The sequence below is a fragment of the Streptomyces sp. YS-3 genome (genome assembly GCF_045257485.1).
Lineage (GTDB): Bacteria > Actinomycetota > Actinomycetes > Streptomycetales > Streptomycetaceae > Streptomyces.
In genome coordinates this window covers 1-24,532 of the sequence record NZ_JBJHPC010000039.1, presented here as the reverse complement: position 1 = coordinate 24,532, position 24,532 = coordinate 1, and the positions used below count along the sequence as shown (strand labels likewise).

At 68.2% G+C, this 24,532-nt stretch carries 27 protein-coding genes and 1 pseudogene; 10 read left to right on the top strand and 18 right to left on the bottom strand.

What is annotated here, in order from left to right; translation table 11 throughout:
- The first annotated feature begins 95 nt into the window (after window positions 1–95).
- On the top strand, window positions 96–1,049 hold the full coding sequence (locus tag ACJA3G_RS06385; RefSeq protein ID WP_406551877.1) for an ATP-binding cassette domain-containing protein: 954 nt from the start codon (window positions 96–98) through the stop codon (window positions 1,047–1,049).
- A complete protein-coding gene (locus ACJA3G_RS06380) occupies window positions 1,046–1,870 on the top strand; it encodes an ABC transporter permease (protein ID WP_406551874.1) in 825 nt (274 codons plus the stop codon). The genes ACJA3G_RS06385 and ACJA3G_RS06380 overlap by 4 nt, the downstream gene beginning before the upstream one ends.
- A 228-nt stretch (window positions 1,871–2,098) precedes the next feature.
- Here ACJA3G_RS06380 and ACJA3G_RS06375 read toward each other — a convergent pair whose 3' ends face one another.
- The 11 genes and pseudogenes from ACJA3G_RS06375 to ACJA3G_RS06325 form a co-directional block, all read right to left on the bottom strand.
- Entirely contained in the window at window positions 2,099–2,920 is an 822-nt protein-coding gene (locus ACJA3G_RS06375) for a MerR family transcriptional regulator (protein WP_406551873.1), read from the bottom strand.
- 91 nt (window positions 2,921–3,011) lie between these two features.
- Complete coding sequence (locus tag ACJA3G_RS06370) at window positions 3,012–3,668, bottom strand: HAD family hydrolase (RefSeq protein ID WP_406551872.1); 657 nt, start codon at window positions 3,666–3,668, stop codon at window positions 3,012–3,014.
- Window positions 3,669–3,743: 75 nt separating this feature from the next.
- Window positions 3,744–4,076: pseudogene (locus tag ACJA3G_RS06365) on the bottom strand (MarR family transcriptional regulator); the annotation flags it as partial.
- Between the two features lie 27 nt (window positions 4,077–4,103).
- Window positions 4,104–4,517, bottom strand: a complete 414-nt coding sequence (locus ACJA3G_RS06360; protein WP_406551871.1) for a gas vesicle protein K — start codon at window positions 4,515–4,517, stop codon at window positions 4,104–4,106.
- A complete protein-coding gene (locus ACJA3G_RS06355) occupies window positions 4,507–4,734 on the bottom strand; it encodes a gas vesicle protein (RefSeq protein ID WP_406551870.1) in 228 nt (75 codons plus the stop codon). The genes ACJA3G_RS06360 and ACJA3G_RS06355 overlap by 11 nt, the downstream gene beginning before the upstream one ends.
- The gene (locus tag ACJA3G_RS06350) at window positions 4,731–5,690 is read right to left on the bottom strand and encodes a GvpL/GvpF family gas vesicle protein (RefSeq protein ID WP_406551869.1); all 960 of its coding nucleotides are present in this window, start codon (window positions 5,688–5,690) and stop codon (window positions 4,731–4,733) included. The genes ACJA3G_RS06355 and ACJA3G_RS06350 overlap by 4 nt, the downstream gene beginning before the upstream one ends.
- Window positions 5,687–6,175 carry a gas vesicle protein gene (locus ACJA3G_RS06345; RefSeq protein ID WP_406551868.1) on the bottom strand — a complete coding sequence of 163 codons (489 nt, stop codon included), beginning with the start codon at window positions 6,173–6,175 and terminating at the stop codon, window positions 5,687–5,689. Before ACJA3G_RS06345 ends, ACJA3G_RS06350 begins: the two co-directional genes overlap by 4 nt.
- A gap of 18 nt (window positions 6,176–6,193) precedes the next feature.
- A complete protein-coding gene (locus tag ACJA3G_RS06340; protein ID WP_406551867.1) occupies window positions 6,194–6,442 on the bottom strand; it encodes a gas vesicle protein GvpG in 249 nt (82 codons plus the stop codon).
- Between the two features lie 68 nt (window positions 6,443–6,510).
- Complete coding sequence (locus ACJA3G_RS06335; RefSeq protein WP_406551866.1) at window positions 6,511–7,227, bottom strand: GvpL/GvpF family gas vesicle protein; 717 nt, start codon at window positions 7,225–7,227, stop codon at window positions 6,511–6,513.
- 3 nt (window positions 7,228–7,230) lie between these two features.
- A complete protein-coding gene (locus ACJA3G_RS06330) occupies window positions 7,231–7,707 on the bottom strand; it encodes a gas vesicle structural protein GvpA (protein ID WP_406551865.1) in 477 nt (158 codons plus the stop codon).
- 27 nt (window positions 7,708–7,734) lie between these two features.
- The gene (locus tag ACJA3G_RS06325) at window positions 7,735–8,109 is read right to left on the bottom strand and encodes a gas vesicle protein (RefSeq protein WP_406551864.1); all 375 of its coding nucleotides are present in this window, start codon (window positions 8,107–8,109) and stop codon (window positions 7,735–7,737) included.
- 196 nt (window positions 8,110–8,305) lie between these two features.
- Here ACJA3G_RS06325 and ACJA3G_RS06320 point away from each other — a divergent pair, with 196 nt between their 5' ends.
- Both ACJA3G_RS06320 and ACJA3G_RS06315 read left to right on the top strand, forming a co-directional pair.
- Window positions 8,306–9,397 (top strand): histone protein, encoded by a 1,092-nt coding sequence (locus ACJA3G_RS06320; RefSeq protein ID WP_406551863.1) that lies wholly within the window; start codon window positions 8,306–8,308, stop codon window positions 9,395–9,397.
- A 3-nt stretch (window positions 9,398–9,400) separates the two neighbouring features.
- The gene (locus tag ACJA3G_RS06315) at window positions 9,401–10,489 is read left to right on the top strand and encodes an SRPBCC family protein (protein WP_406551862.1); all 1,089 of its coding nucleotides are present in this window, start codon (window positions 9,401–9,403) and stop codon (window positions 10,487–10,489) included.
- 128 nt (window positions 10,490–10,617) lie between these two features.
- On the opposite strand, the gene ACJA3G_RS06310 is transcribed toward ACJA3G_RS06315, so the two are convergent.
- The 3 genes from ACJA3G_RS06310 to ACJA3G_RS06300 form a co-directional block, all read right to left on the bottom strand.
- Window positions 10,618–10,791, bottom strand: coding sequence for a CsbD family protein (locus tag ACJA3G_RS06310; protein ID WP_406551861.1), 174 nt, complete (start codon window positions 10,789–10,791; stop codon window positions 10,618–10,620).
- Window positions 10,792–11,190: 399 nt separating this feature from the next.
- Window positions 11,191–12,399 carry an enoyl-[acyl-carrier-protein] reductase FabV gene (gene fabV / locus ACJA3G_RS06305; RefSeq protein ID WP_406551860.1) on the bottom strand — a complete coding sequence of 403 codons (1,209 nt, stop codon included), beginning with the start codon at window positions 12,397–12,399 and terminating at the stop codon, window positions 11,191–11,193.
- Window positions 12,400–12,571: 172 nt separating this feature from the next.
- Complete coding sequence (locus ACJA3G_RS06300) at window positions 12,572–13,039, bottom strand: thiol-disulfide oxidoreductase DCC family protein (RefSeq protein ID WP_406551859.1); 468 nt, start codon at window positions 13,037–13,039, stop codon at window positions 12,572–12,574.
- A gap of 822 nt (window positions 13,040–13,861) precedes the next feature.
- On the opposite strand from ACJA3G_RS06300, the gene ACJA3G_RS06295 reads away from it, so the two are divergent.
- Window positions 13,862–14,398, top strand: a complete 537-nt coding sequence (locus ACJA3G_RS06295) for a hypothetical protein (protein ID WP_406551858.1) — start codon at window positions 13,862–13,864, stop codon at window positions 14,396–14,398.
- A 523-nt stretch (window positions 14,399–14,921) separates the two neighbouring features.
- Here the strand turns inward: ACJA3G_RS06295 and ACJA3G_RS06290 are convergent.
- Together ACJA3G_RS06290 and ACJA3G_RS06285 are read right to left on the bottom strand one after the other, a co-directional pair.
- Window positions 14,922–15,479, bottom strand: a complete 558-nt coding sequence (locus ACJA3G_RS06290; RefSeq protein WP_406551857.1) for a hypothetical protein — start codon at window positions 15,477–15,479, stop codon at window positions 14,922–14,924.
- Window positions 15,480–15,704: 225 nt separating this feature from the next.
- Entirely contained in the window at window positions 15,705–16,148 is a 444-nt protein-coding gene (locus tag ACJA3G_RS06285; RefSeq protein ID WP_406551856.1) for an ATP-binding protein, read from the bottom strand.
- A 422-nt stretch (window positions 16,149–16,570) separates the two neighbouring features.
- Between ACJA3G_RS06285 and ACJA3G_RS06280 the strand changes: the two genes are divergently transcribed.
- On the top strand, window positions 16,571–16,981 hold the full coding sequence (locus ACJA3G_RS06280; RefSeq protein WP_406551855.1) for an FKBP-type peptidyl-prolyl cis-trans isomerase: 411 nt from the start codon (window positions 16,571–16,573) through the stop codon (window positions 16,979–16,981).
- 124 nt (window positions 16,982–17,105) lie between these two features.
- Here the strand turns inward: ACJA3G_RS06280 and ACJA3G_RS06275 are convergent, their stop codons facing one another.
- Window positions 17,106–19,190, bottom strand: coding sequence for a phosphocholine-specific phospholipase C (locus ACJA3G_RS06275; RefSeq protein ID WP_406551876.1), 2,085 nt, complete (start codon window positions 19,188–19,190; stop codon window positions 17,106–17,108).
- A gap of 1,359 nt (window positions 19,191–20,549) precedes the next feature.
- Window positions 20,550–20,996 (bottom strand): hypothetical protein, encoded by a 447-nt coding sequence (locus ACJA3G_RS06270; protein WP_406551854.1) that lies wholly within the window; start codon window positions 20,994–20,996, stop codon window positions 20,550–20,552.
- Window positions 20,997–21,123: 127 nt separating this feature from the next.
- Here ACJA3G_RS06270 and ACJA3G_RS06265 point away from each other — a divergent pair, with 127 nt between their 5' ends.
- The 4 genes from ACJA3G_RS06265 (at window position 21,124) to ACJA3G_RS06250 (ending at window position 24,021) form a co-directional block, all read left to right on the top strand.
- Complete coding sequence (locus ACJA3G_RS06265) at window positions 21,124–21,279, top strand: DUF6131 family protein (protein WP_406551875.1); 156 nt, start codon at window positions 21,124–21,126, stop codon at window positions 21,277–21,279.
- Between the two features lie 537 nt (window positions 21,280–21,816).
- Window positions 21,817–22,368, top strand: a complete 552-nt coding sequence (locus ACJA3G_RS06260) for a hypothetical protein (protein WP_406551853.1) — start codon at window positions 21,817–21,819, stop codon at window positions 22,366–22,368.
- A gap of 110 nt (window positions 22,369–22,478) precedes the next feature.
- Window positions 22,479–22,973 carry a hypothetical protein gene (locus ACJA3G_RS06255; RefSeq protein ID WP_406551852.1) on the top strand — a complete coding sequence of 165 codons (495 nt, stop codon included), beginning with the start codon at window positions 22,479–22,481 and terminating at the stop codon, window positions 22,971–22,973.
- A gap of 268 nt (window positions 22,974–23,241) precedes the next feature.
- Window positions 23,242–24,021, top strand: a complete 780-nt coding sequence (locus tag ACJA3G_RS06250; RefSeq protein WP_406551851.1) for an N-acetyltransferase — start codon at window positions 23,242–23,244, stop codon at window positions 24,019–24,021.
- Window positions 24,022–24,532 lie beyond the last annotated feature (511 nt).

Sequence of the window (24,532 nt, the reverse complement as noted above, 5' to 3'; positions counted from 1 at the left end):
GGTATCCGCAGGTCAATGCCGTCGAGGACCACCTTCTCGCCGTACGACTTGCGCAGTCCGACGCCGCCGCCCCCCGCCGCCACCGTCCGGCCGCGATCTCCGCCGTCGGACTGCGCAAGTCGTACGGCGAGAAGGTGGTCCTCGACGGCATTGACCTGCGGATACCGGAGGGCACGATCTTCGCCCTGCTCGGCCCGAACGGCGCCGGCAAGACGACCACCGTGGAGATCCTCTCCACGCTGATCACCGCGGACGCGGGTCAGGCCCAGGTCGGCGGCCACGAGCTCGCCGAGAACCCCGACGGCGTCCGGCGCCAGATTGGCGTCACCGGTCAGTTCGCAGCCGTCGACGGGCTGCTCACCGCCGAGGAGAACCTGCTCCTCATGGCCGACCTGCACCATCTGAGCCGCGGCGAAGGACGCCGGCGCGCCGCCGAGCTCCTGGAGCGCTTCGAGTTGACCGAGGCCGCCCGCAAGAACGTCGCCACCTTCTCCGGCGGCATGCGCCGCAAGCTCGACCTGGCCATGACGCTGGTCGGTCGGCCACGGATCATCTTCCTCGACGAGCCGACCACCGGCCTCGACCCGCGCAGCCGCCGCGTCATGTGGGAGCTCATCCGGAATCTGGTCACGGAGCAAGGCGTGACGATCTTCCTCACCACGCAGTACCTGGACGAGGCCGACCATCTGGCCGACCGCATCGCAGTGCTCGATCACGGCAGGCTCGTCGCCGAAGGCACCGCCGAGGAGCTGAAGCGGCTGATCCCCGGCGGGCACGTCCGGGTCCAGTTCCCCAACGAGGCCGACCTCGCCACCGCGGCCGGGGTCTTCGGCATCGCCACCCGTGACAACGCGTCACTCACCCTTCAGATCCCCAGCGACGGTTCCCTCGCCAATCTCCGCGCCGTCCTGGACGTCCTCGACAACAGCGGCGTACAGGCCGAATCGCTCACCGTGCACACTCCCGACCTCGACGACGTCTTCCTCACCCTCACCGGCCGCCAGAACAGCCACACCGTCCCCGCCTCTCACCAGGAGTCGAACCGATGAGCACCGTCACCCTCACCTCGCCCAAGGCCGCCAACCCCACACGTTCGTACGCACTGCGCGACGCGATGACGATGCTGCGCCGCAACCTCATCCACATGAAGCGCTACCCGTCGATGACGATCTCGATCGTCGTGATGCCGATCCTGATGCTGTTGCTGTTCGTGTACGTCTTCGGCGGCGCGATCGGCACCGGTATCGGTACGGGCACCGACCGCGGCGACTACATCAACTACGTGGTACCCGGCATCATCTTGATGTCCGCGACCTCGGGGGCCGTCGCGACGGCCGTGTCCGTCTGCACCGACATGACGGAAGGCATCATCAACCGCTTCCGCACGATGTCGATCTCCCGGAGCTCCGTCCTGACCGGCCACGTCCTGGGCAGCGTCATCCAGGTCTCCGCTGTACTCGTCCTGGTCACCGGCGTCTCCCTCGCCATCGGCTTCCGCCCCCACGCCTCGCCCCTCGAGTGGGTCGCCGCCCTCGGCCTGCTCCTCTTCCTGGCCTTCGGTCTGGCCTGGCTGTCCGCCGCGATGGGCATGGGCGCCAAAACCGTCGAGGCCGCGAGCAACGCCCCACTGCCCCTGACCTTCCTTCCCTTCCTCGGCAGCGCGATCGTCACTCCCGACTCCATGCCGACCGGGCTGCGCTGGTTCGCGGAATACCAGCCCTTCACCCCGATCAACGAGACGCTGCGCGGGCTGCTCCTCGACACCCCGATCGGCAACAAAGCCTGGCTGGCGCTTGCCTGGTGCGCGGGACTCGCCCTGCTCGGCTACCTGTGGTCGCGCTCGGTCTTCAACCGCGAGATCACCCGGTGATGCGGCGCCCGGTAACAGGCCGGGCGGTGCGGCGAAGGGGCGGCACCCGGGATAACCCGGGGCCGCCCCTTCGCGCAGGCCGTGCGTGTGCGCCGACCCCGGCGCTTCCCCAAGCCCGTGATGTTTTGACCAACTTGGTCTCACACATGAGCAAGACCAGTTCGCCCCGTGGCGACTTGGCCGAACCCTGTGTTCAAGACCGTGGTCGGTCAGATTGAGGATGATCGGTCAGGCCCGAGTCACCGGCGCCTGGAGCTCCGTCACCCAGTCGTCCCGATCCTCGGGGCACTCCAGATTGATCTCGCGCGGGTATCCGGTCAACTGGTAGCCGTTGGCGTCGATCCAGCGCGCCAGAATCTGGGCCGTGGGGAGCATGGTGTCCATCGAGCCGTGGTGCACGATGGTCGCCGCCTGCTCCAGGGGTGGCAGGTGGAGGATGCGGACGGCACCCTCCTGGGGCGGGGCGGAGACCTGGACGGCGGCGTGGACGCGGATCTTGCCGCCACCCTCCGCGGCGTCCTCGTAGTAGGCCACACCCGGGCCCGTGGGGGAGACACCTGCCGAGCCCAGGCGCCGGAACAGCTCGTCGTAGAGCGGCCCGATGACCGGGCCGATTTCCTCGGGCTCGAAACTCGCGGCAGTCGCGGTCAGCTCCGCCACCCGGACGGCGGGAACGCTCTTGATCACAACGTCATTCGTGGGCATGTGCCCCTCGCTCTCGATCGCTCGGAGCCTCGCCTCGACCTGTACCAGCCGTTCTCCTGCGGCAACCATGGCGCTCTCCAATTCAGCCCGCCGCAACCTCAGCATGCCGCGCAGTTCGTCCGCGCTGACCTTCTCCTCCACGATGTCCCGAACCTGTTGGAGGACGAATCCGAGGTCCTTGAGGGCGATGATCCGGTTCAGGCGAGCGAGCTGGGCGGCGCTGTAGTACCGGTAGCCGCTGACAGGGTCGACGTGGGCCGGACGCAGCAGGCCGGTCGCGTCGTAGTGACGCAGCATCCGTACTGAGACGCGGCCGTGCCGGGCGAAGTCTCCGATGGTGAACATGATGTCTCCGAGCTGACCGCCTGACACGGTGTGAGGGTCAAGAAAGGCTGAGCCTCCTGCGGGTTCCCTTGAAGTCTCCGGGGAGTGTCAGTCACCCACGGAACCCCCGACAGGAAGCGAGGATGTCGGGTGCTGCCTCGCGCAGGCTCGTGAAGTGGCGGTGGACTCCGTCAACGGGGACCGGGGCGTTGACGCCCCACACCGTCATGCCCGCCCGCAGCCCGGACTCGACTCCAGATGGCGCATCCTCGATGACGAGGCAATCCTCCGGCCTGGCGCCGAGTCGTTCGGCGGCCAGCAGGTAAGGAACCGGTGACGGCTTGCCTTCCGTGACGGCTGCGGCATCAACGAGCACTTTCGGAACCGGCAGCCCGGTCCTGGCGAACCGCCCGCGCACCCGGTGCTCGTAGTTCGAAGTCACCAGTGCCCAGCAACCCGGGGGAAGACCGGCCAGCAACTCCGATGCACCCTCGAACGCGGCATATACGCCGGAGCGTACGTCCTCGTCCTCCAGCTCATGCAGCACGGCCAGGCACTCGTGCGGGTCCCGCTCGGGTGCTACCGCGGCGAAGGTCTCCAAAGGGCGCGTTCGCAGTGCCACTTGATAGACCGCGGCAGGGTCGAGTCCGTAACGCACCGCCCACATCTCCCAGACACGACGCTGGTTGGCCACCGCGTCGATCAATGTTCCGTCGACGTCAAAGAGCACATACTTCGCGGAACGTGGCTGCTTAAGTTCGGTGGTCACGCCGAGATAATGCCATCAGCCGACAATCGCCTCGGTCATGCGGTCATGCGGTCATGCGGCCGTGCGGTCGTGCGGTCATGCGGTCAGCGCCGCGAGCTCCGCGTTGGCGCGCTGGGTGACCAGGGCCAGGACGCGGCCGGCGGCGGCCAGGTCCTCGGCGGGTATCCCGCCCCAGACGCGGTTGGTGGTGGGGACGGTCTCCACGGCGATGGCGGCAAGGAGTTCGCGCCCCGCATCCGTGGGGCAAAGGTGGACGCCCTCCGCGACGAGCAGTTGCTCGGCCAGCAACTGGTCGAGAGTGGCGCGGATGTCGGCCGGATCGGCCTTGAGGGAGCCCTGGACCTGGGTGACGAGTTGCCCCGGCGTCTGTGGGGCATCGGCGGTGACGGCGGCGCGCAGGGCGACCTGCTATGACTATGGCTACTACCGGCAGTGTCATTCCTCGCGCGGCAGCAGTGTGCCGAGGGGCCCGAGGTCGAGGTTCAGGTCTTCCAGGGAGTAGCCGTGCTCGGCGCACAGATCGGCGAGGCTGTCGTGGAGGGCCAGCAGAGTGGCCCCGAGCTCTTCTTCCTGTTCGTCGGTGAGGTCGCCGGCGTCCACCCGGCGCAGCGCCTGGCGTTCGATGAGCTGGCGCAGGAGCTCGATGATGGTGAGGACGAGTTTGAGCAGGTCCTCTCCGACGGTGTCGGGGTCGGCGTGGATACGGTGGGTGGGACTGGCCGCTCCGGCGTCGCGCGGTGTGGGGGGCGCCTGGACCAGCCGGAACGCCCGCGCCATGGTGTCGCCCACGTTGTCCAGATCCGGGTCGGTGCGGGCGCGGCGGGGCTCCTGCGGGTGGTCACCGTCCACGTCGGCCTGCCGCAAGGTCCGGCGCCCCGGAGGGGACCGTCTGGGAACTGGCGGACACGATGAGGGCGCGCAGCGAGATGCGGACGAGATCGATGTCCGCGATCGACAGGACGATGTCGCCCGTCACGACCACTCCCCCGCTGAGCAGCCGGTCGAGGAGGTCGACCAGCGCGACCTGGCGGCCGGGCAGCGGCTCGCGCGGCTCTGTCGGCGTCATGGCCCCTGCCCCTGACCCTCGGAACCAGCCGGAGCCGCTGCTTCATCGGGTGCCATGGCGAAGGAGTACGGAGCCCAGGGGCCCGTCACTTCGACGCGGATGTGAGGGAAATCCCGGGCGGCCTGCTCGATCTCGGCCCGGAACCGGGTGGCCTCTCCATCGGGCACGAGGTAGGCGTCGTTGACGACGTTTTCCCTGCGCTCCTCCCCCGGGCCGGTCAGTGCTCCACTCTGGGGAGCGTGGCGTATTCGGTGCGGGGTGTAGCCCGCGGCGATCGCCTCGATGGCCTCACATGCCTGCTGCGCCTGCTGGTAGACCGTCTCGCGAGCGTGATGCTGTGCTTTGCGGCGTTGCAGGTATGCCTTGCCCGGCGTGGTGGGGCCGGGCCCGTCGGCACTGCCCGGCGGTGCGTCGGCGGTTGGCGGGGTCGAGGGAGTGAGGTAGACCTTGATGCCGTACTCGGTACGGTCCTTGAGTTCGGCCAGCCGTCTGGCGAAGGCGGACCGCTGTTCGGACAGGGCCAGACGGGCCCGGGCATCGTCCCGGTAGACGGTGGCCATGCGCAGTGGCAGGACCGTTTCCCGGCCGGCGACGGCCTGCACCACTTCGTGGTGGGCGCGGGCGACGTTCTCGAGCCACTCCAGGTCCTCGAAGTGGTCTTTGAGGGCCGACTCGTCGAAGTCCCGGCGCGGTACCGGGCTGACGACCAGGGCGAGAGGGGCCGGAGCGGCCGGACCGGCCCCGGCGGCAGTGGCCGGACCAGCCTCGCGGTCGCCGTCCAGCGGGCCGGCGTCCAGTAGATCCGCATCCAGCAGGTCAACGTCCAGCGGGTCCGCGTCCAGCAGCACGACGGGGGCCCGGCCCACGCCCCGCAGGCCAGCGAGGAGCTCGCGCAGCGGCTCCGTGTGCCGGGTGACGGCATACACGTAGGTGAGTGTGTCCTGTTCGGTGTTCATTGCGGACGCCCTCGTGGCGCCCCACCCGAGGTTGTCCCACCGGACGTCGTCCCACGGTGCTTCGTCCCACCCGACGTCGTCCCACCGGACGTCGTCCCACCGGACGCTCCGCCGGGCTCCTCGGCGCTCTCCAGGGGTTCGCGCCCGCCGGTCCGCTCCTGGCGCAGGGCTTCCAGCTCGGCGCGCAGGCGGCGGTTCTCCTGTTCGAGAGGGCTGCCGGTGTGCCGGGAGGACAGGGAGGGGTCGTGCTCCCACCAGTCGATGCCCATTTCCTTGGCCTTGTCCACGGAGGCGACCAGGATCCGGAGTTTGATGGTCAACAGCTCGATGTCGAGGAGGTTGATGCGGATGTCTCCGGCGATCACGATGCCTTTGTCCAGCACCCGTTCGAGGATGTCGGCGAGGCTGGACGAGGAGCTCTGCCCGTACTGCATCGGCGCGCGGGAGGCGAAGGATCCGGGTCGGCCCGGCAGGGGTTCGCTCACGTATGGCTCCCGGTGCTCTCAGGGCAGTTGCTGCCGGAACTCGCGGATCTCTTCCAGCCGGTCGAGCAGTTCGTCCTCCTGGCGGTCGAAGGTTTCCTCGTCGATCTCACCCTGCAGCAACTGCTGCTCGAGCTCGGCGAGCCGGCGCCAGATGGGTGCCGGGTCGTAGTACTCCTCTTCGGCCCTGTCGACCACGCGCTGGGCGACCCAGGTGACGGCACGTACCGGAGCGACGGGCAGCGTAAAGAGGCTGGTCAGCAGTCCCATTCGGCTGCCTCCTCTCCCTGGTGGTGCGGGTGACGGTGCGGTGCGGTGCGGTCTGGTGTGGTTGCGGATCACACGAAGCTGTAGGGCGGCAGGGGGCCGGAGAACCTCAGGTCGACGCCGCTGCCGATGTCGCGGGCCAGGTCGGCCTCTGTCGCGCGGAGGTTGTCCTGCTGTCCGTCCGGCACGAGCAGCGAGAGGTTGAGGAAATCGTTCGCCGACGGCGGCCGGGCGATGTGTTCTCGGGAGAAGGGAACGAGCGCCTCGGTGAAGTCGGCCGCCAAGGCCTCTTGCCTGGCTTCCACCTCACGGGCGACGAGTTCTCCCAGGGCCAGCGGCAGGCGCGGGTCCTGGTCCCCGCCGCGGATCCGGTCGTTGAGGTCTCTCGCCTCGGGCAGATCATCCAGGATCTGCTGCAGCAGGGGCGTCTCGTCGGTCTGCGATGCGCGTACGTGGTATTCGGCGCAGCCCTCAAGGCGCTCAAGGGTGCTGAGGTAGCTCTCGGCGTGGCTCTCCAGGGCCTGACGGACCGCGAGGTCGTCGGCGGCGGTATACCCGAACTGCAGGGGCAGGACCGCCCCGTCGGCCATCAGCCGCTGCTGGACCTCCTGATGCGCGGTGAGGTCCCGGCGCTTGGGCCGGACCTCTTCGGCGATGTCGCTGACCACCGCGCACAGGGGACCGGCGGCGACCGTCCGCAGCGCTGTGGGTTCGGATCCGACACCACTGACACCGTCCAGGCGGCGGGGGTGGTCCTCGGCGGTGATCGAGTACACGTAGAGGGGCATCGCTTACTCCTTCTCCCGCTCCCGCCGTACGGACCGCCGTGCAGCGGGCCGGCGGCGCCGGGGTGCCTCCTCGGCCTCGGCCTCTTCCTCTTCTTCTTCCGGCTCCGCGGACTTGGACGATTTACCGGTCAGGGCGTCACTCACGGCCTCGGCGGCCCCGCCGAGGGCTCCCTTGGTCTTGCCCCGCGCACCGCCCTCCAGCACGTTGCCCATGACGTCCGGCAGCTGGGCGGGGGCCTTACGGCCCGCTTCGAGGTCGAGGCGGTTGCAGGCCTCGGCGAAGCGTAGGTAGGTGTCGACGCTGGCCACCACGATCCGTGCGTCGATCTTGAGGATTTCGATGCCCACCAGCGAGACGCGGACGAAGACGTCGATGACCAGTCCGCGGTCGAGGATGAGCTCCAGGACGTCGTAGAGGCTGCCCGTGCCGCCCCCTTGCCCCCGCGCGACGGGGCTGCCGCCCTGCGGCACCATGGTCATGGCGCCTCCTTCCGCCGGCGGCCCCCTTCAGGTCTGCCGGTCGATCATGCCGCGGCTGTAGCGGCGGGTACGTTCGTAGGAGATCAGCTCGCCCTCCTCGTCCAGCGCGACCCGGTAGCTGGCCATCACGCTGGTGGTGTCCGGGATCCGCTCCAGCTCGACCACCTCCACCTGCGCTTCCCAGCCGTCCTCGGCCGGCTTCAGCGAGGAGACCGAGTCGGGGAAGCGGCCCAGGAGTTCCGCGAGTTGCTCGGCCGCGGCGCGCATCGCCGCAGCCGCGCCTGGCGTACCGGAGCGGCGGCGGGGCGCAGGGCGCCGGGGCGCTTTCCTCTCCCGTTCTCCGTCCTCACGGGCGGGGTGCGGCGAGGCGCGCCCAGGGCGTGCTGATTCCGCTGCGGTCATGGATCCCTCCTCTGGGAAGACCGCCTCACAGAACCTAGAATGTCACCATATTCACGTATAAGTCTCGCCGTAGGGGCAGAAGTTTTTCGCGGACCGCCCTGGCCGGACCTCCCACTCCTCGGTGGGCGAGCGCAGCGTCGTAGCCGCCGCCCTCGGGCGAGCAACCAGTCCGTCAGTGCCCTGGTAGGGGATGATCATGGAGGACACCAGCAAGATCGCGCTCGGAGCCGCTTTGGCTGGGGGTTACCTACTCGGCCGCACGAAGAAGGGCCGCCTGGCGTTCACCATGGCGACCTATCTCGCCGGGCGCCGCTTCGGACTCGGACCGGGGCAACTGCTCAAGGAAGGCGCCTCCCGGCTCAAGGAGATGCCGCAGTTCGCCGACCTCGGTGAGCAACTGCGCGGCGAAGCCCTCGACGCCGGCCGCCAGGCACTGGCCGCGGCGGCCAACCGCAAGCTAACCGAACTCGCAGGCTCCCTCCACGAACGCACCCGGGAACTGTCCCGCAGCGGCGCCGGCCGCGACCGGGACGAGGAGGACCAGGACCAGGAAGAGGAGGGCTACGAGGACGAGGACGAGGAGCCGTACGAGAGCGAGGACGCGGAGGGCTACGACGAGGAGGAAGAGGAAGACGAGGAGGGCGCCGAGCCCGAGGACGAAGCAGAAGAAGATGAAGAGGAGGAGGAGCCTGAGGAGGAAGAGGAAGAGGAAGAGGAAGAAGAAGCACCTCCCCCGCCGCGCCGGACCCGCACCCCGAGCCGCGCCCGGGGCGCCAGGACCCCCGCGCCCGCCAAGAAGGCCGCAGGGCGTCCCGCCCCCGCGAAGAGGGCCGCCCCCGCGAAGAAGACCGCAGCTGCCAAGCGCGCACCGGCGAAGAAGGCGGCCCCCGCCAAGAAGGCTCCGGCGAAGGACTCCGCACCGGCCCGGAAGACGGCGGCGAAGAAGACGACCGCAACGAGGGCGAGCGCGACGAGGGCGAACGCGCGGAAGACGACCGCGAAGAAGGTGACGGCGAAGAAGGCCGCCGACAGCCGGACTGCGTCGAAGAGCGCGTCCGCACCTGCGAAGAAGAGCTCCGCCCCCAAGGCGGCCCCGTCGAAACCGGCCGCGAAGAAGAGCAGCGGCGCGCCGCGCAAGAAGACAGCCGCTCAGAGCCCCGGGCGCAAGAGCGCCGCTTCCAAGACCGCCGCTTCCAAGACCGCGGCCAAGAAGACCACCGGCCGCACGCCGGCCCGGAAGACGGCCGCGAAGAAGACTGCGGCCCGCAAGACGGCCACGCGGAGGTAGGCCATGGCAACCTCAGACCGCTCCTCGTCCCGGCCCTCGGGGCTGGACCAGCTACTGAAGGAAGCGTCCGGGTACCTCGGCGCCCAGGCCGACCAGCTCGCCGACAAGGTCACGGACAAACTCTCGGACCTCACCGACCAGCTCTACGATGTCGCCGACAACGGCGGCAGCCTCTCCGACGTCGCAGGCATCGGCGGTCGCCTCCTCCAGGGCGACTCCCCCTTGAAGGCCTTTGCCGGGCAGAAGCTCGGCAACCTCAAGGACAAGGTGACCGACACCGTCTCCCAGGGCCTCGGCGGCGGCAAGGGCCGTGGCCGGAAGAGCGGCGGCAAGGTGGTCAACATCGTCGAAGCGCTCGACGTCGGCCTCCCCCTGCGCACCGTCTACGATTTCTGGACCCAGTACGAGGACTTCAGCGGATTCGCCAAGGGCGTACGCGACGTCTCCCGTGGCGAAGAAACGGAAAGCGACTGGAAGGTCAAGGTGGGGCCCTCGACGCGGAGCTGGAAAGCCACCGTGCAGGAGCAGATACCCGACGACCGCATCGTGTGGACCTCCGAGGGCGCGAAGGGCACCACACGGGGCTGCGTCAGCTTCCACGAGCTGGCTCCGACACTGACCCGCATCGTCATCGTCGTCGAGTACTACCCCTCCGGGCTGTTCGAGAAGACCGGCAACCTGTGGCGGGCACAGGGCCGCCGCCTGCGCCTCGACCTCAAGAACTTCCTGCGCCACACCACCCTCACCACCGACGAACCGGAAGGCTGGCGCGGCGAGATCCGCGACGGCGAGGTCGTCCGGACCCACGAAGAAGCCTTGGAGGAAGAGGAGAACGAGAACCAGGACGAGGAGGAAGGGGAAGACGAGGACGAGGGCGAGTACGCCGACCAGGACGACGGCGCCGCAACGGACGAGGAAGAAGACGAGTACGCGGACGAGGAGGAGGACGACGGGGAGTACGCGGACGACGAAGAGGACGCGGAGTACGCCGGAGAGGACGAACCGGAGGGCGAACCGGACGAGGAGGAGGAAGAGGAGGAGGAGTACGAGACCTCTCCGCCCCGGCGGCGCCGACGCTCACGCTCCAGGTAACACTGGCGGGTAACAAGCCCACCTGTCGACGTGTCCTCCTACGCGGCACACAAAGCCCCGTACAACGCCCCGCGCGAAGACCGGCGAAGGCCGGCGGGACATCCGCCGGCCTCCTCGACACCTGAGCATCAGTGCTTGAGCGCGTCCTTGGCCTTCTGACCAGCCTGCTTGACGTCACCCAGCGCCTGCTCGCCCCGCCCCTTGGCTTCCAGGCTCTCGTTTCCCACAGCCTTGCCCGTGGTCTCCTTCACCTTGCCTTTGGTCGTTTTCCCGGCATTCTTGACCTTCTTGCCTGCTCCCATGCCTCTCACCTCCACGCCCCGGCAACGCGGGCTCGCTCCTGTCGTACCCCTCGTGAACGTCAATACGCATAACGGACTAAATATGTGAAATAGTACGCTTCCTTGGCGTCACGGGGTAGCCCTGGTCGCTCGTACCGGACCGCGCATCGCGCCTGAGCAGATCCGCCTTTGCTTCAGCGGGGTTGTCGGGCCGATACGAGGTGCGGGGAGCTGCGCGCGTTCGGTCATGGAAACGAAGGCCCGCCGCCGCACAAGTCGGGCACCCACGGCGTTCGGCCCCGGAATTTCGACCCAGCCGACTACCGCCAGCGCCGCGCGGTCGCGTGCGGAATCAGCCGTCCTCGTGTCAGCGAAGACGTGCTCGACGCCCGACGCGATCTGCGGCATTCGCGACGCGGGTCAAAGGGCGAGAGTGGGCCAGGGAACGTCGGTTTCTACGGCGGCGGTGTAGTCAATGCCAGGGACAGAGAAACCGTAGAGGCGGCGGACTTCGTCGCTGAACCAGTCAAGGTCGGCGAGTTCGGTGATGTTGTCGCTGGTGGCGGTGCTCCAGCGTTCGGCCACGGCGTTCTGCACGGCGGGGGTCAGTTCCCAGGTGTCGAGGCGAACCCGGCCCTCGGCGTCGAGGTCGAGGGGGCGGGCGCCAGTCAGCTGGTCCCACAGCTGCACCAGTTGACCGATCGGGGCAACCATGGCGTCGCCCAGGACGCCGCGCAGCAGCCCGACGTAGAGGGCGATGCCGGGAATGGCGGTGGAGGACTGGGTGACCGCAGCGGCGTTGACCGAGGTCACGGCCCGGCCGCCCAGGGTCTTGCCGAGGCGCTCGTCCAACGTACGTGCAGTGGCTTCCAGATGGGCCTTTGCGGCGCCGATGGTGCCCTGCCGGTAGATCGCCGCGGTGAGGGGCGAGCCGATGTAGGAGAGGGCGGCGGTGGTGAAGCCGTCGGCGAGCAGGGAGCGGTCTGCCAGGAACGTGATCCACCGTTCCCAGTCGGTGCCGCCCATCACCGCCACGGTCTGCTCGATGTTGTCGCCCTCAGCCGGCGCGGTGGTGACCTCTTTCACCTCCGGGGCGCCGTTCTCGTCGAAGACGAGGGTCTTGGTGGTGTACGGCGAGCCAATCGGTTTGATGACCGACGCATACACGTGACCGGTGTCCGGGTCGGTGCGGCGAGGCGCGGCCACTGAGTAGATCAGGAAGTCGAGTCGCCCCCCGAACCGTTCGGCCAGGAGGTCAGCGACCTGCTCCTTCACCATGTCGCTGAACGCATCGCCGTTGACGAAGACCATGTCCCGGCCGTGCTGTTGGGCGAGCCGAGCGGTGGCGGCGGTGCGATACCAGCCAGCCGTGCCGGTGCGGCGCGCGGGCGCCTTCTCGAAGCACACGCCGATGCCACGGATACCGACACGGGCCAGGCCCGCGATCGTGGCGGCCAGGCCATATCCGGCGGAGGAGCCAATAACCAGAGCCACCGGCCCCTCGCCGCCGTTGGCGACCGGGGCGGGGACGGCCTGCCACATCTCGTCCACCATCTGCTTGCAGCCGGCAGGGTGGGAGTCGAGGAAGAGGAAGCCCCGGCTCTTGGGCGCAATGACGCGTTCGCTCACGGTGTGCCGTCCCAGGTGTCGTCGCGGACAAGGACGCGGCGGCAACCTCGGCCACGTCGTCCTGCCAGTCTGGGGCCGTGCGTATGAACACGATGATCTTGGCCGGCACAACGATGTCCAGCCGGGCTTGGAGGGTTCCACTAACTCGGGCAGGGAAGCAGGGGCCCGAGCCCTATCCCGCAGGATGGGGCCAACTGGGCCTGCGCTCCAGCGAGTCTCTCTGTACTACGCCGATCTGCGGTGCCACCTGACTCATGACCTTGCCGTTGCCCTTGCCCAGAGCGCATGCCGGGGTGCCTCCGGGCATGCGATGACGAGGGTTTGCGATGAGTCGGTACACGCCATGGGCAGCCCACCGCATGGGAGGCAGCATGAGCAGCGCACCCGCCAGCGTCCACGCTTCGCCCGCGCTCATCAGAGCCTTCGCAACGGCCTGGGCACCTCCATACACCACACCTCCGGGAGTCACCCACAGCACTTCATGCTCGGCTCGTGTTGCGGTGACGCCAAGATCTGCCAAGTCTGCGAACTGCCAAGGAACGGTTTGGCAACGAGGCTGTAGGCGTCGATCAGCGAACCGAACCGAGGTAGAGCAAAAACCGCAGTCTCCGTCGAAAATGAGAACAGGCTGATTCCGCATTAACTCACCATGCCCCGCTTACAGCAGGGTGGTCGCTCCGGCGATGACTACAGGCCACGAGGTGTCATCGGAGTGGGGAGAGCTATGGCGCGGCAACATTTCTCGTGAAAATCTCCGAAAAGGCTTTCAAGAGGACGAATTCCTGCATGCTGACACCGGCCTCCGTCGCAGCGGCTGCGATGGCATCACGCTGGGGGTCGGGGAACCGCAGGTTCATCGCTTTCGAAGAGTCCGGCGTGGTATCGACGGTACCAGTGGTACCAGCTGGGAGGGCAAGGAATCCGCGACCCCTCTGATCGACCGCCTGGCTGTTTGGGAAGCCTCCGGGAACCCGCTGGGCGCACCACGACTGCGTGTGCCACCCGCACCCCGGCTCTCAAGGCTCCTGGGCGACGCGGTTCGCTCGCCTACAGCGCGCGGCAGCGCGCCTCAGCGCCGAGGCCGACCATGCACCTCTCGGCGTTCTTGGACGAGGCGGCGGTCAGCCTCCTCCTGGCCTTGGACACGTGTGGTGCTCCGGGAGCGCGAGCTGGTGGCGGAGGCGCGGTGCCTGAGCATGGCGACCGACAGCGGGATGTCACGGCTCAGCCGAATCGGCCAACAGCTACGAAAGTCTGGCATGAGCCTGCACCGGCGCCAAACGAGGATTGTCCGTGGACAAGTCCACTTGTCCACCCGCAGGGGGTTGCCGACCTGCGGCGTTGCCGACTTGGCGGGGCGGACAACGGTGCCTGTGGTGATGGTTGGTGTCGTCAGTCAGCAGCAGCTACGAGCGTGACGGCAGGACCTTGCCGAGCAGCGCTCGATAGAGAGGAACGACGTATGAGGCTTGCCAACCACAGCACGCACATCAGTACCCGGATACGTTCGGCGTCCATGGCGTTGGCCGTTCTCACCGGGAGCCTTGCTTTCGCCGCTGTCGGTGCCGGTACCGCGCAGGCCAGTTCCAGTTCCTGCGCCCAAGTACTGGGGCAGTCGCAGCTCATCATGGCCGGCGGACGGTCGATCGGTTCGTTCTATCTTGCCTGGAACTACTGCGACCCCAACAACAAGGTCGCGTACACCGAGGTCAACCTCTGGAACACCAACTACGTCAACAGTAACTGGCACGGCGGCCTGATCGACGTGAAATCGAGTTCCAACTACAGCGCGAACACCAACGCTCCCGTCCTGAACGCGAACACCTGGTGGTGGGACTCCGGATTCATCAAGGTGGCCCCCAACGTGTCGAACACCCGCCTGTACCACGGCAACATGAACTTCACCGCCGGCGGTCATAACTGCAATGGGCAGACTCCGACGTGGAACTTCTCCAACGGGACCCCCGACAACAGCGGCATGTTCGTTCACTGCAGCTGATGGGGTAGTCGAGGAAGGGCCGCGCCCATTCATTGCCGCACCGGTGGCCGGGCACAGCGCCCGGCCACCGGTGCTTTGCCGCCCATGCCACACCCCGCAGCGGGGACCGCCGAACTGCCAGGTCCGGAAACGGCTCCGCGCGTGCCCTGGCCTGGTCTGGCCCGCGCAGGAGGCATCGCCCAGACCAGCACATTCCTGACCCTGAACCCTGGCACCCGAAGCGCACCAGTTCCCGGCCCGTCGTCCACCCTTGGGCAAGCGTCACTGGACCGGCTGGTTCGGATCCGCTGCCAGCCGGGCCCGCAGGCCTGCCGGCAAGACATTGGGGGTGGAGTCCAAGGCGCTGAGTCCAGGGACGAATCCGCCGCGCATGAGCAAGAGGCCGAGTACGGCGGTGAGGGCCCCGGTGGGGATCTTGAGACATGCGGCCGACGATGGTTCTCGTGGTTGTCGTCGTGGTCGGGGTTGTCTTGTCGTGGTCGCGGAGCCGACCATGTAGCTGTCTGAAGGACTGGCGACGAGCTCAGCTGGCGGTCCATGGAGTGTCCAGAGATCGAGCGAAGTCGGCGAGCGTGCGGAAGTCGTCCTCGCGAAGACCGATGCGCGGGTTGACGTGATGAAGCAGCCCGGGTCCGCGGTGGTGGGTAGTCACATATGCCTGGTCCGGATCGCCCTGTTCGTCGTCCACCCAGGCGAAGGGACGCCCGTTGGCGTAGTCCACCAGGGGACCCGTCTTCCAGTGGACCCCGTCAAGGCGGTCCTGGAACAGTGCGCTGCCGAAGTCGACGAAGGGGAGTTCAGGAAGGCTGAGTGTCGGAGCGATCCAGCGGTTGGCGCCGTCCATCCACGTGGTGGCCCAGCACAGCTCGTAACCGAGCTGGAGCAGGGATCTCCCATGCTCTGGGTTGAGCCAGACACGCAAGGGACGCCGCCGAGCAGAGAGCGCTCTGTGTCCGTCGGAATCTCCGCTGTCGTCCCGGGGCACTCTGAGTGTGGTGTAACCGTCGGGGCGCTTCTCCGGCTTCGCGGCATACGGGTTGAGCGGCCCGTCCACGTCGAGGAACAGCAACGGTCGGTTCATGGTCTCCCCCGTCCTACTCCCATCGACTGCCCCACGGTAGCGAAGCTGCCTCCCGACGCACAGCGACTCCACCCGGGCACCGTACGTTCGCGGGAAATCCCAGCCCCCAACACTCCCCGCCATGAGCCCAGTCTGGCCGATGCCGGGCATACACGGGCCCGCTGGGCGATGAAGCTGGACAGCAGCGCAGCGCAGTCACCGCGCACGGAGGGTTCTCATCAGGAATCAGCGAGCTGCCGCCGACGATCCGTCCGATGGAGTGGCCGCAGGTGGCTGGAAGCAGGCTGTGACGTCCTTACCTCGGGGGCAACGGTAGACCTTCCATTCGTCGGCGAGAGCGTCGATGAGAAGCATTCCGCGTCCCCCGGTGGCTCCTTCACCAGCGTGGCGTGGTTCCGGGACCTGGGGCGACGCGTCATGGACCGTCACATGCAGGCATTCCTCGTCCCAGGTGAGGAGGAGCTGGGCGTCGCTCCCGGCATGAATATGGGCGTTCGTGACCATCTCGGACACGGTCAGCACGACGGAGTCCACGAGATCCGGCGCGGCCCGGTCCCAGCCGAGCTTCGCGAGATGCTCACGCGTCCAGTCCCTTGCCGTCTTCACGCCGCTGCTGATCGGCAACGAACGAGCCCACCCGACAGCTCTCAGTGAGGGTTCCTGCGGCACTGTCTCTCCTTCCGCCAACTACGGTGCTCGTCTGCGTCTGCCCGATGCCGCGGCCTTGATGCGGTTCTGGCGGGAGGCGGCCCAGAACTAGCTGACTGCGTTGCGGGCGGCGTTGCCGTGCTTACCCCGCACACGCCCAGCCGTCCGGCGAGACGCCGCCCACCGCGAGGGTGAGCGCGTCGGCGTAGCTGGGCCGGTACCGGCCGCGAAGCTGTTCCGTGGGCCGTGGAAGAACAGTTTCCAGGCCCTGGCCCCGGACCGGTCCAGGCGAAACCCGCGTCCAGGCACCTCAAGGGTGTGGCCGCTGGATCGGTGTGCCTCAGGGCCCGGCCTTCTCGGTAGCCTGGCCATCTGCTGCACGGAGTGTCCATATGTCCGGCTGGTCCGTGCGAGGGCTTCCCATGGAGAGTGTTGAGGCTGCAATGAGTGAACTGACGAAGCCCGAGGTCGACGTTCCGGAGGGTGACGCCCCTACCGAGCTGACCATCCGGGACCTGGTCGTCGGCGACGGGCCCGAGGTGAAGCCGGGCATGGTGGTCAGGGTCCACTACGTCGGGGTGACCTTCGAGTCCGGGAAGGAGTTCGATGCCTCCTGGGACCGGGGCGAGCCGTACAAGTTCGCCCTGGGCAGTGGCAAGGTCATCAAGGGCTGGGACCGGGGGGTGAGGGGGATGAAGGTCGGCGGTCGGCGCGAGATCATCGTTCCCCCGCGTCTCGGCTACGGCAATCAGTCGCCGTCGCCGTTGATTCCGCCGGGCGCGACCCTGGTCTTCGTGGTGGACCTGCTTGACTCGTACTCCAGCACAGCCGGGTGGAGCAACAGCAACGGCTAGCGCCCCTGGCACTCGCCGCTCCTGGGTCTCGGTCTGGGTGTGGCGGGCTGTTACGACGGTTCGTCGTAACAGCCCGTCACGAACACTCAGCGCACCCCGCCAGGCTGTCCGACGGGCGGCCCAGTCAGCCGGAGACGCTCGGGCGGCCGTTCTCGATGTGGCCCATCAGGCGCCTGCGGAACGGGCTCCCGCCATCCACGGTCACTTCGAGGTCGTACCAGCCGTGCGCGTCGGCGGCCGAGTGGACCACGCTGCGGCTGCGGCCCGGCTTGACCGTCACGTAACGCTTCCAGTCCCGCAGGTCGGCCTCGTCGGCGTAGCCGAGCGTCCGTACGACGAAGGTGACGGACCGCTGTCCGCGGTTGCGGAGGGTGAGATGGACGTCCCGGTCGTGGTGGTCCAAGTGCGTGGTCACCTCGGCGACGTCCGCGGCGCCGCCGCCCTCGAACTCGCGCCGGAAGCCGTTCGGTCCGGTCACGGTGAACCGGTAGGCGCCGGTCAGCGGCACCGTCCACTGGCCCTTGCCCCGCACGTCCTTGTGCTGGGGCGTGGCGAACTCCTTGGCGTACGGGTAAAGCGCGAAGTGGGCGCTGGCCTGGCCTTTGTTGCTCAGCTGCACCTGGAGGGCGTCGCCCGCCACCTTGGCGTACGCGTCCGGCTGGTACGGCAGCGGCCGTGCGAGCCGGGTGCCCTCCTCCTGGACGGGCATGTGCTGCCGCGCCGGCGGCTCGGGGCGCCAGCGGCCACTCAGCGGCGGAATGGGCGCGGGCCGGTGCACGGCGGGCTGCGACCTGGCGCGCTTGAAGTCGAAGGCCGAGGTCAAGTCCCCTGTGACGGTGCGTCGCCAGGCACCGATGTTGGGCTCGCGTACCCCAGTCCAGCGCTCCAGGAAGCGGATGACGGAGGTGTGGTCGAAGACCTCGGAGCAGACATAGCCACCGACGCTCCAGGGCGAGACCACGAGCATCGGCACTCGCGCGCCGAGGCCGGTCGGCTTGCCCTGCCACTGCTCGTCCGTCACCTCGGGCGGGGCCACCGGCGGCGGAACGTGGTCGAAAAAGCCGTCGTTCTCGTCATAGTTGATGAGGACGACGGTGTGCCGCCACACGTCGGGGTTCTTGCCGAGCGCGTCGAGCACCTTGTAGACGATCGTCGCACTGTGCACGGGCGAGGAGACGCTCGGGTGCTCGGAGTCCAGCGCGGAGGGCACCAGATAGGAGACCTCCGGCAGGGCGCCGGCGGCGACGTCCTTGCCGAAAGTCTCCGCGAGCGTACCGGTCGGCACCCGCCTCAACCCCCGTTCGAACAGGCTGCGTTCTGCTCTGGTGAGGGTGGCGAAACCCTGGTCGAGCAGCCCGAGGAGCCGCTGACGCTCGGCGTCGCTCGAGGCGTCGCGTACGACGGAGTAGAAGGACTCCATGAACGTGTGCCCGCCAGTCTTGGCCAGCGCCTTGCGCGCGATCGCCTTGAACGTGGTGAAGAACTCGATCTGGTTGTCGGTGAAGTTCTCCCACTCGGTGTACGTCTTCCAGCTGCGCCCGGCCTTCTCCAGCCGCTCGGCGTAGGTGCCCCAGTCGTACCCGGGGTGGGTGCCTTCGTCGTAGGCGTCGTTGCCGACGGCCCGCTGGCCGTTCGGCTCGTACCCGGTCTTCCCGCTCCACAAGTGGTTGCGGTTGGGGCTGGTGGAGGTGTGGATGGAGGAGTGATAGGCGTCGCACACGGTGAAGGTGTCGGCGAGCTCGTAGTGCAGCGGTATGTCCTGGCGGTCGTAGTACGCCATGGTCGCAGAGGTCTTGGCGGACACCCAGTTGTCCATCCAGCCGCCGTTCCAGGCCTTGGCGCCGCCGCTCCAGGAGTGGTCGAGGGCGCCTATGTACTGGAGGTCCTTCTGCTGGGTGGCGGCGGCGCCGCGCACGGAGAAGGGCAGGACGGTGCTGCCGGGCGCCCCCGGCTGCTCGAACACAGATTTGCCGCCCGGGAGTTGAATGGCGTTGCGATCACCAAATCCGCGGACTCCGCGCAGAGTGCCGAAGTAGTGGTCGAAGGACCGGTTCTCCTGCATGAGGATGACGACGTGCTTGACCGCGCTCAGCCCGCCGGCCGGGGGTCCCGCAGCCATCGCGGTCTGCAGCGAGGGCGGCAGCAGGGAACCGGCCGTGGCCGCACCGAGGGCCCCGCCGCCCAGTGCGAACAGCCGTCGCCGTGAGATGCCGCCTGCGTTGTCCGTGGCCAACTGACCCTCCTGAGCCGTGTTAGGTGTGTACGGAGGGAACGCTAGTGACCCGGGGTGTCCACCAGAAGACCCCACCGCACCTCCCAGGTGAACGTCCAACAGCCCGTCCCCAAAAGTCCAACCACGTCGCGGTTCGGCCATGGCGCGCTGGGTGGGGGTCGCGCTCTCCGTGGGATACAACCTCACGGATCACGGGGATTTGGACAGGCCGATCACCAAGCGCGAAGCAAGGTCGCGCCGTCGGCGGACGAGCTCATCGGCGGCGCGAGCCCTCCTCCCCGGCGGCGGGACGGGCCATTTCGCTCGTAGCGCCGGGCCGCCCTGCCGCCCTGCTCTTGCTCGCTTCACCAGAAGGTCAGTGGGAGGTCGAGGCCCTCGATCGCCGCTGAAGCGAGCGGCAAAAGGTGGTCAACTGGCAGGCCGGATCGAATGGCTGGGCGTCGCCCTCGCCATGCGGTCAGGTAAACGTGTCCAGCTCAGCGAGGAGGTGGGCAACGCCGAGACCGGTGTTGAGGTACTCCTCGAAGAGCCGGTTGTTCAGGGCTGAGGGAGATCGCTTCTGTCGGACGAGGTCGATGGCTGTCGTTCGTCGCGTCGTGGCCGAGGTCGATGAGAGTCTGCGCGATGACAAGGCCGGAGCGGTTGTAGCCTGCGTTGCAGCGGACCAGGACGGTCCGCCCCTCCTTGACGGACCTGGCGGCCGTATGGGCGAGCTGCTGGACCGTGTGGATCTGCGCGGCGACGAGCGGGCCGTCAGGAATCTCGGCAACCAGGTGGTCGATGGCCGGATCCGGTCCGTGACCGGGGCGGGGTGTACAGGCTGATGACCAGACCGAACTCCTTCCCCACGACACTGGACGGCTTTCCCCCACAGCGTCGGTCCACTGGTGACCGCCCATCCACAGTCCCGGCACTACCTCGTTCCAGGGGGAATGTGGCTCGGGCGCGCCGCGTCCCTTCTGGCGCGTCTTCACTCACCGTCCCCCTCCGCAGAGACAACGTGGCCGGCCCATGGCCCGCCGCACGGCTCGCACTCTCTCCGTCGAACTTGCTCCCCCGCCTGGGGATCCTCCGGACACGCGCGAGGCCTTCGCCCGATTCAGTGCTCCGACCAGGATCGAGCTGACCGACACGGCTGCTGTGCACGAACGGGCTGTTGAGGACACGGGTGGACCTGACGCCGGTGGACCTGACGCCTGCTGGCCGAGCACCGCCGCGGCCACGGCGCCCTGCACGCCGCCTTGAACTACGGCCACCTCGAATCCGGCCGCATCTCCTGGTGCCAAATGAGGCGGCCGTCAGCGGACGCCGCCGTACGTGCGCGGCTGCCTCGGCCTACCCGGGCTGCGATCGGTGCTTGAAGGGGTGCAGTCCTCTTCGGGGCTCACCGGCAGGGTTGGCATGCCGGTCGTCGTCGGGCCCGGCGGCCCCCGCATCGCCCCTCTCGTACGGGCGGTCGGTCCCGCGTGGGTCTACGACGTCGTCGCGGCTCGTGTCGCCGACGATCGTGTCGCGGCGCGACATCCTGCGTCCGGGCCGCCCGCCGGGGCCGCGGCGGGAGGCACGGCGGACGGCGGCCAGGAGGAGGCTCAGCCCGAGCAGGCCCACGGCCCCGACGACGATGCCGTAGAGGAAGAGGGTGCCGGTGGAGCCGGAGAAGTGGTAGCCGAAGACGGAGAACCCGCCGGTGAGCGGGTGGGCGGCGCCCTCGTTGGCGACAACGCCGGACACCCCGACGACCAGGGCGGCGATCAGAAGGACGAGTCCAAGCAAGAGGAACATGGCGCGCTCCAGAATTTGCGCTCTGTTCCCTCCACGGTAGAACCGTGAAGTCCGCCAAGCCATCGCGCGGGTCCGGATCTACTCTGGGAACAGGGGCCATCTTCACTCCGTGAGATCGGCGTGCATCATGATCATCCTCGGAATCATTCTGCTGATCATCGGCTTCGTGACCGGAGTCGCCATCCTGTGGACCATCGGCATCGTCCTGCTCGTCATCGGCATCATCCTGATGGTCCTGGGATCCGTCGGACGCGCGGTGGGCGGTCGTCGGCACTACTGGTAGCCGTCCCTGAACCCGCGCGAAACACCACCCGTTCTCGCACGCCCCGGCGCCGAGGACAGATACCTGACGGCCGTCGCGAATCCTTCGGCGCGCCTGCGGCCCTACGGCCCGACGGCACGCGCACCCGCGAACCGAGGCATCACGCTGCCGCCCTCTCCTCCGTGACGATATCCGCGATCGCACTGGTCATCGTCAGCGCGACCACCAGGACACGCCGGTACATGTCGGATCCGCTTTCCGTCGACGCACCGCTCCGCATGGCCGCCGCAGGCTCGACCTCACCGTGACATCGAGAGTGGTACTGCGTCGCTCACCCCGGCCCGCTGGTCAACCGCAGTGGCCCGGGGCATCGCCCGTCACGGCGTACGCACCGGAAAGGCGCCGGAGATCCAGAAACCACACCCCGCGCGATAGCACATTTGCCCCAATATGTGAAATTCTGGAATGTGGCACCACCAAGGACGGCGGCCCTCGGCGGGCGACGCTGGTACGCCCCGGCCAAGCCACTGTGTGCGCTGCCATGGAGTGGAGGATGCGATGTGGATCATCGTCATCGTTGTGGTCGCCGTGGTGATACTGGCCGCCGTCGCGTTGACCCTGCGGACCATCACCCGGCGTCGGCACCTTCAGGAGCAGTTCGGTCCTGAATACGAGCGCGCCGTCGAGACGGAGCAGAGCCGTGGAGCGGCCGAGCGCGACCTCAAGGAGAGGGAGGCGCGGCATGAATCACTGGAGATCAGGCCGCTGCCGTCCACAGTCCGCGACCGGTACACCCGGGACTGGGCCAGCGTGCAGGAGCACTTCGTCGACAGCCCCGACCAGGCCGTGGGTGAGGCGGATCGGCTCGTGACCGCGCTCATGAGCGAGCGCGGCTACCCGACCGAGAATTTCGAGCAGCAGGAACGGGACCTTTCGGTCGAGCACGCCCGAACCCTGGACCACTACCGGATCGCCCATGAGATCAACGGACGGGCCGGCAGCAGGGACATCACCACGGAAGAACTGCGGAGCGCGATGGTTCACTACCGGGCGCTCTTCGAGGAACTGCTGCACGACGGCACCGATTCGGCCGATGAGGAACGCCACTGAGCGCCCACCAAACCGTAGGCGGGCCTCCGGCCCCGTAGAGAGGTCCCCCGCAGAGAGGTCCCCGCAGAGAGGTCCCCGCTGAGAGGTCCCCGCAGAGAGGTATGAGGGACATGCAGACAGAAGGACCGTACGGGCGCGACGACGAGTACGCCGAGCCCGCCAGAGAAACACTGTCCACCGAGGACATCGCCCGGCCCCAGACGGATGAGGTCCTCACCCCGGCCCCCGACCACGAGGGGACAACGCCAACAGACCGGACCACATCCACCGACGAGACCGGCACCGAACCGGACGCGGCACCTGACGAAGGGCACGCACCCGAGCAGGAGCCCGATACCGCCCCGCTCCTCGGGACCCAGGAGGCAGAGGGGCTCCGTAGCCGGTGGCAGGAGATCCAACAGGGCTTCGTCGATGACCCGAAGCAGTCGGTCCTCGCAGCGGACGGGCTTGTCGCCGAGGTCATGCAACTCCTCGCCACCACGTTCGCCGACCACAAGCAGGGACTCGAAAGCCAGTGGCACCGAGGCGAAGAGGCAGCGACCGAGGACCTGCGTCTGGCTCTTCGCCAATACCGGTCGTTCTTCGACCGCCTCCTCAGCACCTGACCACGGGTCCCCAACCCGCAACGGTTACTGTGCCGTTGCGAGCGCTGGGACGGATCCGGGGGTGTGGGGAAGCGTGCGGGTGTCGCCCCGCCAGCACCACCTTCGTCCTGCGCACTCGACGCGGCCACCAAGGCGGCAATAGAGCTTTACGGCTCAGTACAACGGCGTAACAACCGGGCCGACCACCAGGCCCCCTGGTCGGCCACTCTGCGCCCCGCGGCGCATAGCCACTGGCCAAGAGGGACGCTTCCATGGCAAGGTCCCCGCCGTGGCAGACAGAGACAGCATCGTGATCACCCCGCTTGCCGAGCGTCCCTCGTTGCTTCCTCGGATCTACGAGATCGCTGAGACGTGGCCGGCCTTCATCCCGCACGACCCGGTTGGGGAAGCCCTGCTGGGCCGGGTGGCTGAGGACTTCCCCCACTACTGCGTGGTCGCGACGGATGGTGAGCGCGTCGTAGCCCGCGGGCTGAGCGTGCCGTTCAACGCCGACCTCGACGGCCGTGAGGAGATGCCCGACAAGGGATGGGATCAGATACTCGTCTGGGCATTCCGCGACCAACGTCATGGGCATACACCGACCAGGGCCAGCGCCCTGGAGATCACGGTGGACACCGAATACCTCGGCCGCGGCCTGTCCTACAGAATGTTGGCCGCGCTGCGGGACGCCGTCGGCCGACAGGGCCACACCACGCTGTTGGCCCCGGTCCGCCCCACGGCCAAGCATCTCGAACCCCGTGTCGCTATGGGCGACTACCTCCACCGACAGGGTGCCGACGGATTTCCGACCGACCCCTGGCTCCGAGTGCACGTCAAAGCCGGTGGCAGCATCCAGCGGATCGCGCCGGCATCGATGACCGTCAGCGGCTCACTGGCCCAGTGGCGGCAGTGGACCGGCCTGCCGTTCGACACCGACGGTGACATCGACGTACCGGGCGCCCTGGTCCCGGTGCGCTGTGACACAGCACGTGACCAGGCCGTCTATGTCGAGCCCAACGTCTGGATCAAGCACACGGTGAGGCCGCCCACCGAACCGCCCACCGACTGATCACACCGCTCAGCGAGGTGGATCACGGGCTCGGCCTTTGGCTCCCAGCCCGTCAAGACACTTGGTGCGTGCAGGAGGTGGGAGCGTGGTGTGGGGGCGATACGCGGGTCGGCACGGGCCAGCCGACGCCCGGTCGACGACTGCCGTCACCACTCTGCGGCCGACAGTGGCAGCTGGGACCGGCCCGAGAACCCGCCCTTCACCCAGGCCGGTATCCGGCATCCCCTCCCCCCGTCCGCTGCGCCAATGACAGCGGGGCACCGCCGGGGCGTACACGACGCCGCCGGTCCGCTGAATGCCAGGAGCCGCTGCCAGTCCGTGTTCACACAGCGCCACGGTCCGCAGGACGGTCAGGGATCCTGCCGCGGGGAACGCCGTGCCACCATGATCGCTGCGACGCCACTGCAGAGTCCGCCGATCGCCGACCCGACCGCAGCTCCTACCAGAGCCAGATCCACGGCGCTGGAATTGGCCTGGCCGGCCACTCCCCCGCTGGTGCCCGCCCCACTGC